15 protein-coding genes are annotated in these 14026 nt (G+C 40.9%); 11 read left to right on the top strand and 4 right to left on the bottom strand.

The features are described 5' to 3' along the window. The first annotated feature begins 52 nt into the window (after positions 1-52). The 4 genes from MHI58_RS12265 to MHI58_RS12250 all read left to right on the top strand — a co-directional run bounded on the left by MHI58_RS12265 (position 53) and on the right by MHI58_RS12250 (position 3153). Positions 53-829 (top strand): metal ABC transporter ATP-binding protein, encoded by a 777-nt coding sequence (locus MHI58_RS12265; RefSeq protein ID WP_008342368.1) that lies wholly within the window; start codon positions 53-55, stop codon positions 827-829. After that, positions 829-1689, top strand: a complete 861-nt coding sequence (locus MHI58_RS12260; RefSeq protein WP_007501274.1) for a metal ABC transporter permease — start codon at positions 829-831, stop codon at positions 1687-1689. The genes MHI58_RS12265 and MHI58_RS12260 overlap by 1 nt, the downstream gene beginning before the upstream one ends. Next, on the top strand, positions 1667-2095 hold the full coding sequence (locus MHI58_RS12255) for a Fur family transcriptional regulator (RefSeq protein WP_003217433.1): 429 nt from the start codon (positions 1667-1669) through the stop codon (positions 2093-2095). The genes MHI58_RS12260 and MHI58_RS12255 overlap by 23 nt, the downstream gene beginning before the upstream one ends. A gap of 140 nt (positions 2096-2235) precedes the next feature. Continuing rightward, positions 2236-3153 carry an ROK family protein gene (locus MHI58_RS12250; protein WP_045034380.1) on the top strand — a complete coding sequence of 306 codons (918 nt, stop codon included), beginning with the start codon at positions 2236-2238 and terminating at the stop codon, positions 3151-3153. A gap of 228 nt (positions 3154-3381) precedes the next feature. On the opposite strand, the gene MHI58_RS12245 is transcribed toward MHI58_RS12250, so the two are convergent. After that, positions 3382-3960, bottom strand: a complete 579-nt coding sequence (locus MHI58_RS12245; RefSeq protein WP_008342361.1) for a nucleotidase — start codon at positions 3958-3960, stop codon at positions 3382-3384. A 139-nt stretch (positions 3961-4099) separates the two neighbouring features. Between MHI58_RS12245 and MHI58_RS12240 the strand changes: the two genes are divergently transcribed. Beyond that, positions 4100-4462: a DUF308 domain-containing protein gene (locus MHI58_RS12240; RefSeq protein WP_008342359.1), complete on the top strand. Its 363-nt coding sequence runs from the start codon at positions 4100-4102 to the stop codon at positions 4460-4462. Positions 4463-4510: 48 nt separating this feature from the next. Here the strand turns inward: MHI58_RS12240 and ispG are convergent, their stop codons facing one another. Both ispG and MHI58_RS12230 read right to left on the bottom strand, forming a co-directional pair. Then, positions 4511-5626, bottom strand: coding sequence for a flavodoxin-dependent (E)-4-hydroxy-3-methylbut-2-enyl-diphosphate synthase (gene ispG, locus MHI58_RS12235; RefSeq protein ID WP_008342357.1), 1116 nt, complete (start codon positions 5624-5626; stop codon positions 4511-4513). Positions 5627-5732: 106 nt separating this feature from the next. After that, a complete protein-coding gene (locus MHI58_RS12230) occupies positions 5733-6035 on the bottom strand; it encodes a hypothetical protein (protein WP_368004321.1) in 303 nt (100 codons plus the stop codon). A gap of 191 nt (positions 6036-6226) precedes the next feature. Here MHI58_RS12230 and MHI58_RS12225 point away from each other — a divergent pair, with 191 nt between their 5' ends. Further along, positions 6227-6772 carry a GNAT family N-acetyltransferase gene (locus tag MHI58_RS12225; protein ID WP_045034379.1) on the top strand — a complete coding sequence of 182 codons (546 nt, stop codon included), beginning with the start codon at positions 6227-6229 and terminating at the stop codon, positions 6770-6772. A 240-nt stretch (positions 6773-7012) separates the two neighbouring features. On the opposite strand, the gene MHI58_RS12220 is transcribed toward MHI58_RS12225, so the two are convergent. After that, positions 7013-7765, bottom strand: a complete 753-nt coding sequence (locus tag MHI58_RS12220; RefSeq protein WP_008342352.1) for a DUF1189 domain-containing protein — start codon at positions 7763-7765, stop codon at positions 7013-7015. Between the two features lie 143 nt (positions 7766-7908). On the opposite strand from MHI58_RS12220, the gene MHI58_RS12215 reads away from it, so the two are divergent. From MHI58_RS12215 to MHI58_RS12195, 5 genes are all read left to right on the top strand, one after another. Continuing rightward, positions 7909-8394: a DUF456 domain-containing protein gene (locus MHI58_RS12215; RefSeq protein WP_007501265.1), complete on the top strand. Its 486-nt coding sequence runs from the start codon at positions 7909-7911 to the stop codon at positions 8392-8394. A 183-nt stretch (positions 8395-8577) separates the two neighbouring features. After that, positions 8578-9186 carry a superoxide dismutase SodA gene (gene sodA / locus MHI58_RS12210; RefSeq protein ID WP_007501264.1) on the top strand — a complete coding sequence of 203 codons (609 nt, stop codon included), beginning with the start codon at positions 8578-8580 and terminating at the stop codon, positions 9184-9186. 123 nt (positions 9187-9309) lie between these two features. Further along, positions 9310-10596 carry an MFS transporter gene (locus tag MHI58_RS12205; RefSeq protein ID WP_008342348.1) on the top strand — a complete coding sequence of 429 codons (1287 nt, stop codon included), beginning with the start codon at positions 9310-9312 and terminating at the stop codon, positions 10594-10596. A gap of 122 nt (positions 10597-10718) precedes the next feature. Continuing rightward, positions 10719-12854 carry a penicillin-binding protein 2 gene (locus tag MHI58_RS12200; protein WP_035702956.1) on the top strand — a complete coding sequence of 712 codons (2136 nt, stop codon included), beginning with the start codon at positions 10719-10721 and terminating at the stop codon, positions 12852-12854. Positions 12855-13068: 214 nt separating this feature from the next. Then, on the top strand, positions 13069-13986 hold the full coding sequence (locus tag MHI58_RS12195) for a phosphate ABC transporter substrate-binding protein (RefSeq protein ID WP_007501261.1): 918 nt from the start codon (positions 13069-13071) through the stop codon (positions 13984-13986). Positions 13987-14026 lie beyond the last annotated feature (40 nt).

The raw sequence follows: 14026 nt of genomic DNA, 5'->3' as shown, positions 1-14026 counted from the left end.
GTTGTATAAATCGTAATCATTCTTTTTATATTGGATTAAAGGTGGAAGATTTATGGCAAAGCCAATTATTGAAATGAAGGACATTTCGTATTCATATGGACAGCGAAATGTCATTGATCACATTCATTTAACGGTAGAGGAAGGAAACTTTCTAGCACTTGTTGGACCGAATGGATCTGGTAAAACAACCTTATTAAAATGCCTGCTTGGCTTGATTAAACCCCAGCAGGGAGAATTGAAGCTCTTTGGCACACCAGCTCAAAAATTTAAAGACTGGGATCAAATTGGATTTGTTTCTCAAAAGGCGAATAGCTTTAATACAGGGTTTCCTGCTTCTGTATACGAGGTCGTGGCAAGTGGTTTAACGGCGAAGATTGGTTTATTCAAACGCATGAGTAAGCAGGATAAGCTTCAAGTAGATGAGGCCATACGCTCAGTTGGTATACAAGACTTAAAACATCAAAACATTGGTGAGCTTTCAGGCGGTCAGCAGCAGCGTACATTTATTGCCCGTGCACTCGTCAGTCAGCCAAAGCTGCTTATTTTAGATGAGCCGACTGTGGGTGTAGACCAAAGAACAGTAGAGGGCTTTTATCAGCTGTTAGAAACATTGAACAAAGAAAAAGGAATGTCTTTAATTCTCGTTACACATGATGTAGGAACCGTTTCTGACAAAGTCACGCATGTGGCTTGTTTAAATCAGACACTTCATTTTCATGGAGATGCGGAAACGTTTGATTCGATGGATGATCAGGCGCTTTCTCAGTTTTACGGGCATGACATTCAAGTGATTCATCACGATCATCACCATCATGGGGGACATGAATAATGCTATTTCCATTTTTTCATTATGAATTTTTACAAAATGCGTTTATCGCAGGTATGCTGATCGGCTTTATTGCGCCCTTACTTGGTGTATTTATTGTCGTGAGAAGGCTCTCTCTCATCGCAGATGCGCTTAGTCACGTGTCACTTGCTGGGATAGCGGCAAGTTTATTCCTTGATAAAAAGTTTGGACTTTTGACAGGGGTTAGCCCGCTTTACTTAGGAATGGCTTTTTCTGTGGCTGGCTCATTGTTTATCGAACGTCTGCGCTCTGTGTATAAACATTATCAGGAGCTGGCGATTCCCATTATTTTATCGGGTGGTATTGGGATCTCTGTTATTTTCATTTCACTTGCAAATGGTTTTAATACAGATTTGTTCAGTTATTTGTTCGGAAGTGTCAGTGCGGTTTCAAGACTCGATCTTTGGATTATTGTTGGGATCTCACTGGTCGTTGTATTAGTGGTTGTGCTCTTGTATAAAGAATTGTTTTTGCTTTCTTTTGATGAAGAACATGCGAAGGCTTCTGGTATTTCAGCTAAGTGGATTCATTTTATTTTTATTTTAGTCGTTGCACTTGTCATCGCAGCATCGATGCGTATTGTCGGTACACTCCTAGTGTCCGCACTCATGACACTGCCAGTTGCGGCAAGTATTCGGATTGCCAAAGGGTTTAAACAGGCGATTTTCCTTTCCATCTTATTTGGGGAATTGTCTGTCATGGTCGGCTTGATTTTAAGTTATTATCTTGATTTAGCGCCGGGTGGAACCATTGTGATGCTGTCTATCTTGATTTTAATCGGGTGTATTAGTATTGGGAAATTCAGAAGGGGGAATCATCATGAACGTACAAGAAGCGCTTGATTTATTAAAGGAAAAAGGCTATAAATATACAAGCAAACGTGAAGATATGCTTCAATTGTTTTCTGATTCTGATAAATACTTGACCGCTAAAAATGTATTAACAGCATTAAGTGAAGATTACCCAGGGCTTAGTTTTGATACGATTTATCGAAACCTGTCTTTATATGAAGATCTTGGGATATTAGAGACAACGGAATTATCAGGGGAGAAACTGTTCCGTTTTAAATGTTCGTTTTCCCACCATCATCATCACTTTATTTGTTTGACGTGTGGTAAAACAAAGGAAATCGACGCTTGCCCTATGGACAAGCTTGATGCTGATCTAGAGGATTATCACATTAGCGGACATAAATTTGAAATTTACGGAACGTGTCCTTCTTGCGAACCGAAAGAAGTTCATTCATGAAAGAAGCCAGCCGATGGGCTGGCTTTTTGTTTTGTGATCTTGAAAACGTTTTACAAAGGATAGCTGTTTCATTAAAATGAGAACAATAGATCATCTATTGAAACATCATTGAGTCTTTTGAAATAGGGGAGTGGTCAAAGGTGGCATATTATGTTGTTTTCGATGTAGGCGGAACAAAAACAAAGCATGGGGTCATGGATCGAAATGGTGAGCTGATCACGAGCGGCGACTACGTAACAAACTGCCGACAACTTGAGCCGTTTTTAGAGGACATGGAGAACGTGGTGAAAGAGTATCAAAGGACTTGGGATATCAAAGGGATTGCGATGAGTCTTCCGGGTTTTGTTGACAGTCAAACGGGTTATACGGAATTTGCAGGAGCGATTATTGCTTTAAATGGCCAAAATGTCAAAACGCTTTTGGAAGAAAAAACATCACTTCGTGTAGAAGTAGAAAATGATGCGAACTGTGCAGCGCTGGCTGAAAAATTTAGTGGTCATGCGAAAGAGTGTGACAGCTTTATATGTATGACGCTTGGGACTGGTGTCGGCGGCGGTATTTTTGCTGGTGGCGAGCTTGTTCGCGGTGCCTCTTTTCGCGGCGGTGAATTTGGCATGATGCTGACAGAAACAGAAAATGGTCAGTTTACCACACTCAACAGCAGTGCTTCGACAGCTGGATTGATACGAAGTTACAAAGAGCAGCAGGGCATTCCACAAAGTCAGCAAATCGACGGTCAAGAAATCTTTGAAAAAGCCAAGCAAGATCCGGCCATTGAGAAGATGATCGATCAGTGGTACAAACGAATCGCAATTGGTATTTACAATGTGGCAACAGTTCTCAATCCAGAGAAAATCCTCATTGGCGGGGGCGTGAGTGCAAGGCCCGATTTGATTCCAAACATTGAGAAACATTTACATACTTTGCATGCATGGAAAAACATACAGGTGACACTGGAAACGTGCTATTACTTCAATCAGGCAGGTATGATGGGTGCACTTTATCATTTTTTAATAAAAGAAGGACATCATCGTAAAATCCAAAAGCCGATACATTAAACGGATCGGCTTCAGCGTGTAGACAAACCGTCGCATTCATTGTCAGTCCTGCGTGCTGGTGCTCACGAATGTCAAATTCGCTCCGCGCCAGTACTCGTCCTTCCTAGGGCTGCAAAGGTTTTCTATCACGCTGAAACGAAGACAAAGGGCTAAAATAAAGTTCATTTTAGCCCTTTGTCAACAATCTGAAGCCGATACATTAAAAACGGATCGGCTTTTTGATCTGTTTTAGTAAGCAGTTTGCAGACGCTTTTCATACTGTTTGATCCATTGGGATGCTTCTTGCCAGTTATTAACGCGAATGATCCGTTCATCAATTGGCATTTGATTATACGGTGAGTTAAACAGAATCACTGGAATGTCAGCTTCTTTTGCAATCATTGTGGCATTGCCATGGTGATCTTCAAAAAACACATCGATCTTATGTTTTTGAACAGCTTCCACCTTATGATGTCCGCCAACAAGCTCGATATCGTCATAATGGACATGATTCTCCTCAAACCATTTGTAGGTGATGTCTGAGTGATGCTGCCTTCTGGCTGTGATATAAATCAATTGATGATGATGTTTCATTTGATTGAGGATTTCTTTTGCACCCTCGGCAGGCTTTGCCTGTTTATAAATAAGAGGCTCATACTCATTCATCCAGCCCCAAAATTCTTCATTTGAAATCTTTAAAAGCTTCGTCAAATCATATTCCGTCATATCATCTAGTGTGATGTCACATTGAAACGACTCATTTAAGTAGGGGACAAAGGTGTCCTGCGCCGTGACTGTGCCATCGATATCAATTCCTAAACGTAACATGCCCACACTCCTCATATTTATCCTCTTAAAGTGTAACATAATCAATTCACAATTCCAGCAAGTTTTAGCAAACATGAAACAGACATTTTTGCTCATACTAAAAAAGCTCCTTTCTATTAACCAAAAGGGGGAATTGATCATGGAAAGAGACGAAGATTTCAGAAGAAATGATCGTGAAATCGACACACACTTTAGTAATGATGATGGCTATTTAGAGGAAACAGCTGCTGAAATAGCAGAGCCATATCAAGCATCAAGAGATCGTGAAGACAGAAGAGAACGTGACCATGTAGGTGACGATTCAGGCAGTAAGGGGATAGGCTATACAGCACTCGCGATTGCGATTATCTCATTATTTGTCTTGCCGGTGCTATTAGGCGTAGCGGCAATCGTCGTTGGTTATATTGCAAGAAGAAAAGGAGCACATGCGCTTGGCGCGTGGTCAATCGGGATCGGAATCGTTTCCGTCATCCTCGGCATCTTTATCACCCCGTTCTTTTAACAGGACAGGAACAGAAAAACGCCTGACAGTGATGTCAGGCGTTCTTTGTTATGCGTTCGCTTGTTTTGCTTTTTCAGCTTCCATTTTTGCATAATGTTCTTCAGCGATTTTATCGATTTCTTTTTTCAGTTCTTCGACCATTGTTTCTTCTGGCACTTTCCGAACGATTTCACCTTTGCGGAATAAGAGGCCTTCACCTCTAGCGCCAGCGATGCCGATATCAGCTTCACGCGCTTCACCTGGACCGTTTACAGCACATCCGAGAACAGCTACTTTGATCGGTGCTTTAATTTTAGAAATATATTCTTCGACTTCATTTGCAATGCTAATGAGGTCAATTTCAATTCGTCCACAAGTTGGACATGAGATGAGTGTTGCTGCATTTGATGCAAGGCCAAATGATTTTAATAATTCACGTGCCACTTTGACCTCTTCGACCGGGTCAGCACTTAATGAAATACGGAGTGTGTTACCAATCCCCATATTCAAGATTGCGCCAAGACCAGCTGCACTTTTGACCGTACCTGCAAATAACGTACCTGATTCTGTAATCCCAAGATGAAGAGGATAATCAAAGGCTTTTGCTGCTTTTTCGTATGCCTCAATCGCAAGGTTTACATCAGATGCTTTCATACTGACAATGATGTCATGAAAGTCTAGGTCTTCTAAAATTTTAATGTGATGCAGTGCACTTTCAACCATACCATCTGCGGTTGGATAGCCGTATTTATCAAGAATCTTTTTCTCGAGCGAACCGGCGTTTACCCCAATACGAATTGGAATGCCTTTTTCTTTTGCCGCTTTCACAACAGCTTCGACTTTTTCTCGTCTTCCGATGTTTCCTGGGTTGATACGAATTTTGTCTGCACCTGCTTCAATGGCTTTCAGTGCAAGCTTGTAGTCAAAATGAATGTCGACAACAAGGGGGATGTTGATTTGTTTTTTAATGTCCGCAATCGCATTTGCTGCACGCTCATCTGGGCATGCGACACGCACGATTTGACAGCCAGCTTCTTCTAAACGTTTAATTTCGGCTACTGTCGCTTCGACATCATGTGTTTTGGTTGTCGCCATACTTTGAATGACGACTTCATTGTTTCCACCTATAGTTAAAGGTCCCACTTTGACGGGACGCGTTTTTGTACGATGTGTGACTTCACTCACTTGTCAATCGCTCCTTAGTGTACATGCAATTCGTTTGCAGTGTACGACGTGTTTTACATCTCATATTGTAACAGTCTCTTTGTATGAATGACAAGGAATTAACGTTTTATCTCTTATAGACCGGAAACTTGTATGTGCTGCCTGCCCGAATTTCGTTCGCTTTGACGCCTTGATTCAGTGCTTCAAAGTCTTCGATCACTTCATCTAATGGCTTACTTGTATGCACGATAGAGACGACGGTTTGTCCTTGCTTAACAGTGACAGTTTTATATGCCTGTTTTTCAGCTGTTTGAAAGGCGCTGGCGGGAACAGCAGGGCCTTCCTGAACGGGGATCGTTCCATTTTTTAAATCAAAAAAGATAATAAAGAGGACAAACAAACTGACTAGTAAAAAATTAATTCGCCGCATTTTACTCACCGCTTTTAAGAGTTTACTTCAGATTATGCATGGCCCTGAGTTGATAGAACAAAAAAGAGTGAAAAAGCTAGGAAGGGTGGTTCTAGTGAGTTCTAGTATGACTTGTAAGTGAAAAAAAGTTTGGAAAAAGCAATCCTAAGCCCTTTCTTTATTATGATAAAATCAAAACAGGGGGAGAGTATATGAAGAAAATCAGTCAGCATATATATGTAAGAACACTAACAGAAAGTGATGCAGAAGCACTATTAACACTTGAACGAGAAAACCGCACCTATTTTCAGCAATTTACACCTTTGGTTCAGGATGATTTTTTTACTGTACCTCGTCAAAAGGAACGGATTAACCGCAGTATGCAAAGGCGTGCAAAAGATGAAGCCTATATGCACGGTATTTTCTTAAATGAAACAGATGCATTAATTGGAACGATCTCACTCAATTCTGTTGAAAGAGGACCAATTCAAGGGGCTTTGCTTGGATATGTACTTGATGAAAAGCAAGGCGGGAAGGGGTATATGACAGAGGCGATTCGTTTGATTATCGATTATGCCTTTTATGAACTGTACCTTCACCGCATTGAGGCTGGCGTAAAACCATCTAACATTGGTTCCATTCGTGTGCTTGAGAAGACAGGGTTTGAAAATGAGGGACTTCATCGTAAAAAAGTAAAGATCAATGATAAGTGGGAGGATCACTATTTGTTTGCGATCATCCATCCAGATGAGTCATAGGGTCAAAACAAATAAAAAAGCTCCCCAAAATGAGGGAGCTTACAGCATGTAGACAAACCCTCGCATTCTTTGTCAGTCCTGCGCGCTGGTACTCACGAATGACAAATTCGCTCCGTAAAAGTAGCTGTCCTTCCTAGACTGCAAAGGTTTTCTATCACGCTGAAAAGAAGACAAAGGGCTAAAATCAACAACATTTTAGCCCTTTGTCAACAATCTGAAAGCTCCTCAAAATGAGGGAGCTTATTTTTTTGCAGGTATTTCTTTAACGACAAGATATAAGAAAATAAAGTTAATCACCCAATTTAATAAAAATGAGTTTGCAACCGGCGTGTTTAATGCACTCATGATGGCGAAAAAGACGGTTGTTAATGTGAGTGAATAGGCAGAGAGCTTCCAAAGCATTTGAAAGGACAGCTCTTTTTGCTGCATTCGTTTAATAAATGTGCCAAGCATGGCTAGGAATGTTGCGCTGATGAACATGAGAGCAGCAGTAGATAGGTACAGCAAGACACAAATGACAGGGATAATGATCGCTTGATTCTGGTTTGTGACGCTGGCAAGTTCATCTTTTGTGAGTGTTCCGCCAAGCAGCTGGTATGGAATATCTGTCATTTGTCCGTCAATGGCAATCACTGCTTTTTCTTTCAATAACGCAATGGCTGTTTGTTTTGATTCAAGCTCACTTGATTTTATTTTTTCATTGGGATCAAAGATAATCGTGATGCCATTTTCTTCTTTTTCGATCGGTGTGCTTTGATCCGCTTGAAGCGTTCCTTTTTCAATGGAAAAGTCGGGTAAATCTTTTTTAATCACATGTTGAAATCCTGACATCGCATTTGAAATCTCTTGGCTCATATGATAGCCCTGGGGGACAGCTGCGATGATCGAAAGGATAAAGATGAATAAAATGGCCTTTCCAATCCCAGTAAAACGTGCTCTGGCAATATCTTTTGGTGAATAAATTCCTTTTAACAATAAACTAAATACGTTCAACCGATTCACTTCCTACATTCTTTTCTATTTCTCACATTGTATCAATGTCTATCCATCCAGTACAAGTACGGCCTTCATTACTGGTTAAGATAGAAGGAATGAGGCATAATGTATACAGCATATAAAAAGGAGGCGGCAGCGGATTGGACGTGCTGTATTGGATTTTGATCGGCTGTGCATTTATCATTGCGTTTGTGGGACTTGTCTATCCAATCATTCCTAGTGTGGTTTTCATGGTTCTTGGGTTTATTTTATATGGGCTCTTTTTTAGCTTTGAGAAATTGACGCTCACCTTTTGGCTCATTCAAGCCATGTTTACAGCTGTGTTATTTGCTGCGGATTATGTCTCCAATCTGATTGGGGTGAAACGCTTTGGCGGCAGCCGGGCGGCCATTTGGGGAAGTACCATTGGGCTTTTAGCCGGTCCTTTTGTGATTCCGATTGCTGGAATTATCATTGGTCCATTTATCGGCAGTGTCATCGCAGAGCTGCTCGTTCATCAAAAAGATCTGAAGACAAGTGTGAAAGTTGGGCTTGGCTCATTAATTGGTTTTGTGTCAGGCGTATTTGCAAAAGGGTTGATTCAAGCACTGATGCTGGGAATCTTTTTGTTTTATGTGCTTCGCTAAATGGAAAATCGGTGTTTAACACTCTTTCTGAAGGGTTAAATACAAAATAAACACTGAAATGTTTCAGATCATGAGCAATAACGTTGAAACAAGCCGTTTCTTTTGATACTCTTTGATTAGGGTGAATTGCTTGCTTACTAAGGAAGCATTTCAGTACATACATTTCTAAGGAGGAATTTAACCATGGCTTTTAAACTTCCAGAATTACCATATGCTTACGATGCATTAGAACCACATATCGACAAGGAAACAATGACGATTCACCACACAAAACACCACAACACTTATGTAACAAACTTAAACAAAGCAATCGAAGGTGTATCAGCTCTTGAAGATCAATCAATTGAAGAGCTAGTGGCTAACTTGAACTCTGTGCCTGAAAACATTCGTACAGCTGTACGTAACAATGGCGGAGGACATGCGAACCACTCATTATTCTGGACGCTTCTTTCACCAAACGGTGGCGGCGCACCAACTGGTGAACTTGCAGATGCGATCGAAAAAGAATTAGGCGGATTTGAAAAATTCAAATCTGATTTCGCTGCAGCAGCTGCAGGACGCTTTGGTTCTGGTTGGGCATGGCTTGTTGTGAACAATGGCAAACTTGAAATCACAAGCACACCAAACCAAGATTCTCCTTTAACTGAAGGAAAAACACCAATCCTAGGACTAGACGTTTGGGAGCATGCTTACTACCTAAACTACCAAAACCGTCGTCCTGATTACATTTCAGCATTCTGGAATGTTGTGAACTGGGATGAAGTGGCTCGCCTTTACAGCGAAGCTAAATAAATGATTTGATTTGAAAAGACCTGCTTCTCTCTGAGAGCGGGTCTTTTTATATTTTCCCTCCTTTTTTTACATATCTGCCTTTTGATGAGACAGACTATTGTGTAGAAAAGGAGAATGAATGATATGAGCAGATTAAAGAAAATGTTCGGGGACATGGATGTCACAAGAGATTTATTGCTCCTCCTCACGATTGGCGGATTATACGCACTTGCGATTGCGCTTTCGAATACGTTTGTGAACGTGTATTTATGGAAACAGTCTGGGCGATTTACAGACCTTGCGATTTATAACTTGGCGATAGTTGTCCTTCAGCCCATTACCTTTTTATTTGCTGGTCGGCTCGCTAAAAAAATAGATCGTGCATTTGTCCTTCGTTTCGGTGTCATCTTCTTAGCCGCTTTTTACTTAATTGTTCTCATGGCAGGAGAGCAAGCGGCAGCTCGGCTCGTGTTATTAGGCAGTGTGCTTGGAATCGGCTATGGTTTTTACTGGCTTGCCTTTAACGTGCTCACTTTTGAGATCACTGAACCTGAAACAAGGGATTTCTTTAATGGATTTTTAGGAGTGCTTACCTCTACAGCTGGTATGATTGGGCCGCTCATTGCAGGAATTGTGATTTCTCAATTAACGGATGATACAGGCTATACAGTGATTTTCACTTTATCGCTTTTTTTGTTTTCACTAGCGGTTGTGATGAGTTTTTTCCTCAAGAGGAGACAATCAAAAGGAAAATTTATCATTAAGCAAATTTGGAAAGAGCGCCATGCGGACGAGAATTGGCGTAAGATCACAACTGCTCACTTTTTTCAGGGGCTCCGTGAAGGCGTGTTTGTCTTTTTAATCAGTGTCTTTGTGTTTATTGCAACAAACAGTGAGCTTGCTTTAGGCACATTTGGTCTAGTCAATTCAGGTGTTGCCTTTTTCGCCTATTTTTTTGCTACCCGTTTGATTAAGAAAAAATGGCGTAAAAAAGCGATTATGTTTGGCGGGCTTATTTTATACGGCGCTTTATTTTTAATCGTCTTTCACTTGTCCTATGTATCACTGCTTATGTACGCTGTAGCCATTGCGATCGGCTACCCGCTTCTGCTTGTTCCGTATGTCTCTTTAACTTACGATGTCATCGGTCATGCCAGATATGCAAGAAAAGCCCGAATTGAATATATTGTCGTCAGAGAACTATTTTTAAATGCAGGGCGTATTTGTTCGATTGTCTTTTTTCTTTTATCTGTCACCTTACTGGGCGATCGGCTTGGGATTCCTGCTTCACTTGTCGTACTCGGAGCGGGGCACACCCTTATTTATTATTTTGTAAAGGACATTCATTTAAAAGAGAAAACAGCTGATATAGAAGAGGCTGACGGTCAAAAGCCTGTTTCTCAAACGAACCTTATGAAGGGAGAAAGGTAAAATTTCTTACCAATGGAACATCAAATTTCTAGATAAATGATAGAAAAACCGCTAAAATGATGATGGCACCTTTTATACACAAAAAGGGGTGCCATTTCTTTCTTGATAGAAAAGGTGATGTGATGAGAAACAAGAAAAACAAAAAAGACGCGAAGGAAGGGCGCAAAACACTTCCGATCCGGCTGAATTTATTATTTTTAGCTGCGTTCATTATTTTTACCGGTGTTGTGGTCAGACTCGGTTTTGTGCAGATTGTGAATGGAGAAGATTATAAAAAGCAGGCAGAAAAACAAGAAGACGTGAATGTCAGCTCATCTGCTCCGCGCGGAAAAATTTATGATCGAAACTATAACACGATTGTCAGCAATAAAGCGCTAAATGCCATTACATATACGAGAACCTCGACGACTTCACAAGAAGAGCGGCTCAAAGTGGCAACAAAATTAGCAGATATGATTCATGTAAGTACGAAGAAAATCACAGATCGTGATAAAAAAGATTTCTGGATCTTAACCCATCCGAATGAAGCGAAAAAGCTTGTTCAAAAAGAAGCCGATTTAAAGGGTGACGAAAAGGTCTCTGATGATAAACTATACGAGCTCCAGCTGAAACGCATCACAGACAAGGAATTAAATCAACTGACGAAAAAAGATTTGCAAGTGCTTGCGATTAAAAGACAAATGGATGCAGGCTATGCACTTACGCCTCAATTCATTAAAAACGAAGATGTTAAACCAAGTGAAATTGCTTACGTCTCTGAGCATTTGGACGAGCTGCCAGGTGTAGATGTCACAACAGACTGGTCACGCAGCTATCCTTATAAAGGACTGCTCCGCAGTATGCTCGGCAGTGTGTCTTCAAGTGATGAAGGTCTTCCGTCGTCACTGCTTGAACATTATCTATCACTCGGCTACAGCCGAAATGATCGTGTAGGAAAAAGCTATCTTGAATATCAATATGAAGATGTCCTGCAAGGTCAAAAAGAAAAAGAACAAAGTACAACGGATAAAGAAGGCAATGTCACAAGCTCTAAAGTGTTAACAGAAGGAAAGAGCGGAAAAGACCTTGTGCTGACGATTGATATTCAGCTGCAAAAAGCGGTGGAAAAAATCATCGAAAAGAACTTGAAAAGTGCGAAGCAAAGAGGCGGCACAGAACTTCTTGATCGTGCGTTTGTTGTCATGATGGACCCGAGAAATGGGGAAGTGCTCTCGATTGCGGGTAAACAGATTACCAATAAGAATGGGACATACAAATTTGATGACTATGCACTAGGAACGATGACATCATCATATGCGATGGGATCAGCAGTAAAAGGGGCAACTGTGCTGACAGGTTATAAAACAGGCGTCCTTCATATTGGAAGCACCCAATACGATGAACCGCTCTATATCGCTCAGTCACCGCCGAAAAAATCCTATCAAAATATGGGACTCATTAATGATTTAACCGCACTAGAACGTTCATCAAACGTGTATATGTTTAAAACAGCGATTGCAATTGGGAAAGGGGAATATCGTAAGAATCAGCCGCTCCCAATTGATACAAAGGCGTTTGATACGTTCCGTTACAATTTTAGTAAATTTGGTCTTGGAGTGGAGACAGGTATTGACCTGCCAAACGAAGCAACTGGTTATCGTGGAACGTCTACACAATCCGGTCTCTTACTTGACTATGCGATTGGACAATATGACACGTTTACACCGCTGCAAATGGCGCAATACGTCTCAACGATTGCCAATGGCGGCTATCGTTTACGTCCTCAGCTCGTAAAAGAAGTGAGAGAGCCAGATCCGCAAAGAGGCATTGGGGCTGTAACGGAGTCCGTCAAGCCGGATGTACTGAATAAGCTCGATATGACAAGTGATGAGATCAAACGCGTACAGCAAGGATTCAAGCTTGTGATGCAGAACCCAAGAGGGACAGCATATTCGAACTTTGGCAACAAAAAATACAATCCAGCTGGCAAAACAGGGACCGCTCAATCATTCTATGACGGCCCGATTAAAAGTAAACGCGGCACACCAACGTATAACACAACACTTGTTGCGTATGCGCCTGCTGATAATCCAGAAGTAGCGATTTCAGTTGTCGTGCCTTGGGTGTATCAAGATTACAACCAGCGCTATCCGATTACAAATGATATTGGTGAACAAGTATTAGACAAGTACTTTGAACTGAAATCAAAACAGGAAAGCAATGATACACAAGCGAAGAACAAAAACAAAATTGAAAATGAAGCAGAAACAAATAACTAGACCTTTTCTAGGTAAAAACGCTCACTTTTTGTGGGCGTTTTTTTATATTTTCTTCAAACTTTTCGATATAAATTGACAAAAATCATAAAAAACCCCGCAATTTCTCTACAAATCTTCGACATTTACAAAACCTTAACATTCCATTTAAACGAAATTAATAAAGAACCTTTAATGTATTACTCGTAGGACAAATTATTCAGGGGGTATTCTTGAAATGAAAAAGAACAAATTATGGCTGCTTACTTTCCTTACTATCGCATTGTTAGCATTCGTCACAGCATGCGGAAACAGCAGCTCAAGCGGAGATTCAAAAGACAGTAAAGGAAATGCTTCAAACAAAGATGAGGCATCAGGTTCCATTACCATCTCAGGATCATCTGCGATGCAGCCTTTAGTTCTTGCGGCAGCAGAAAAATTCATGGATAAACATCCAAAAGCCGATATTCAAGTACAAGCCGGCGGTTCAGGAACAGGACTTTCTCAAGTATCAGAAGGATCTGTACAAATTGGGAACTCAGATGTATTCGCAGAAGAGAAAGACGGAATCGACGCAAAAGCTTTAAAAGACCACAAAGTAGCAGTTGTTGGAATGGCGGCAGCTGTTAACCCTGAAGTTGGTGTCAAAGACATCACAAAGGACGAATTGAAAAAAATCTTCACTGGTAAAATCAAAAACTGGAAAGAGCTTGGCGGGAAAGACCAAAAAATCACACTTGTGAACAGACCAGACTCATCAGGAACTCGTGCAACATTTGTGAAATATGCACTTGACGGCGCGACTCCTGCAGAAGGAATCACAGAGGATTCTTCAAACACAGTGAAAAAGTTGATTGCAGAAACACCAGGTGCGATTGGGTACCTAGCATTCTCTTATTTAACAGATGACAAAATTACACCGCTTAGCATTGATGGTGTGAAACCAGAAGAAAGCAATGTAGAAAGCGGTAAATATACAATTTGGGCATACGAGCACTCTTATACAAAAGGTGAGCCAGACGGTTTAGCAAAACAATTTTTAGATTACTTGATGAGTGACGAAGTACAAAAAGAAATCGTTAAAGACCAAGGCTACATCTCAGTCTCTAATATGAAAGTAGAAAGAGACGCAACAGGCAAACAAACAGATAAGTAAAAGGTCTTGAATTGATGATGAAGGAAAAGTGGAGCTTTTC

The sequence above is a fragment of the Bacillus sp. FSL K6-2869 genome, assembly GCF_040869405.1.
GTDB classification, from domain to species: domain Bacteria; phylum Bacillota; class Bacilli; order Bacillales; family Bacillaceae; genus Bacillus; species Bacillus altitudinis.
This window is presented reverse-complemented; position numbering and strand designations above follow the sequence as displayed.

Excerpts from the sequence above, each read along its gene's own strand:
- MHI58_RS12205 (WP_008342348.1), top strand. The coding sequence starts at position 9,310 with ATGAGCAGATTAAAGAAAATGTTCGGGGACATGGATGTCACAAGAGAT.
- MHI58_RS12245 (WP_008342361.1), bottom strand. The coding sequence starts at position 3,960 with ATGTTACGTTTAGGAATTGATATCGATGGCACAGTCACGGCGCAGGAC.
- MHI58_RS12230 (WP_368004321.1), bottom strand. The coding sequence starts at position 6,035 with ATGCGGCGAATTAATTTTTTACTAGTCAGTTTGTTTGTCCTCTTTATT.
- MHI58_RS12225 (WP_045034379.1), top strand. The coding sequence starts at position 6,227 with ATGAAGAAAATCAGTCAGCATATATATGTAAGAACACTAACAGAAAGT.
- MHI58_RS12265 (WP_008342368.1), top strand. The coding sequence starts at position 53 with ATGGCAAAGCCAATTATTGAAATGAAGGACATTTCGTATTCATATGGA.
- MHI58_RS12200 (WP_035702956.1), top strand. The coding sequence starts at position 10,719 with ATGAGAAACAAGAAAAACAAAAAAGACGCGAAGGAAGGGCGCAAAACA.
- MHI58_RS12260 (WP_007501274.1), top strand. The coding sequence starts at position 829 with ATGCTATTTCCATTTTTTCATTATGAATTTTTACAAAATGCGTTTATC.
- MHI58_RS12195 (WP_007501261.1), top strand. The coding sequence starts at position 13,069 with ATGAAAAAGAACAAATTATGGCTGCTTACTTTCCTTACTATCGCATTG.
- sodA (WP_007501264.1), top strand. The coding sequence starts at position 8,578 with ATGGCTTTTAAACTTCCAGAATTACCATATGCTTACGATGCATTAGAA.
- MHI58_RS12255 (WP_003217433.1), top strand. The coding sequence starts at position 1,667 with ATGAACGTACAAGAAGCGCTTGATTTATTAAAGGAAAAAGGCTATAAA.
- MHI58_RS12240 (WP_008342359.1), top strand. The coding sequence starts at position 4,100 with ATGGAAAGAGACGAAGATTTCAGAAGAAATGATCGTGAAATCGACACA.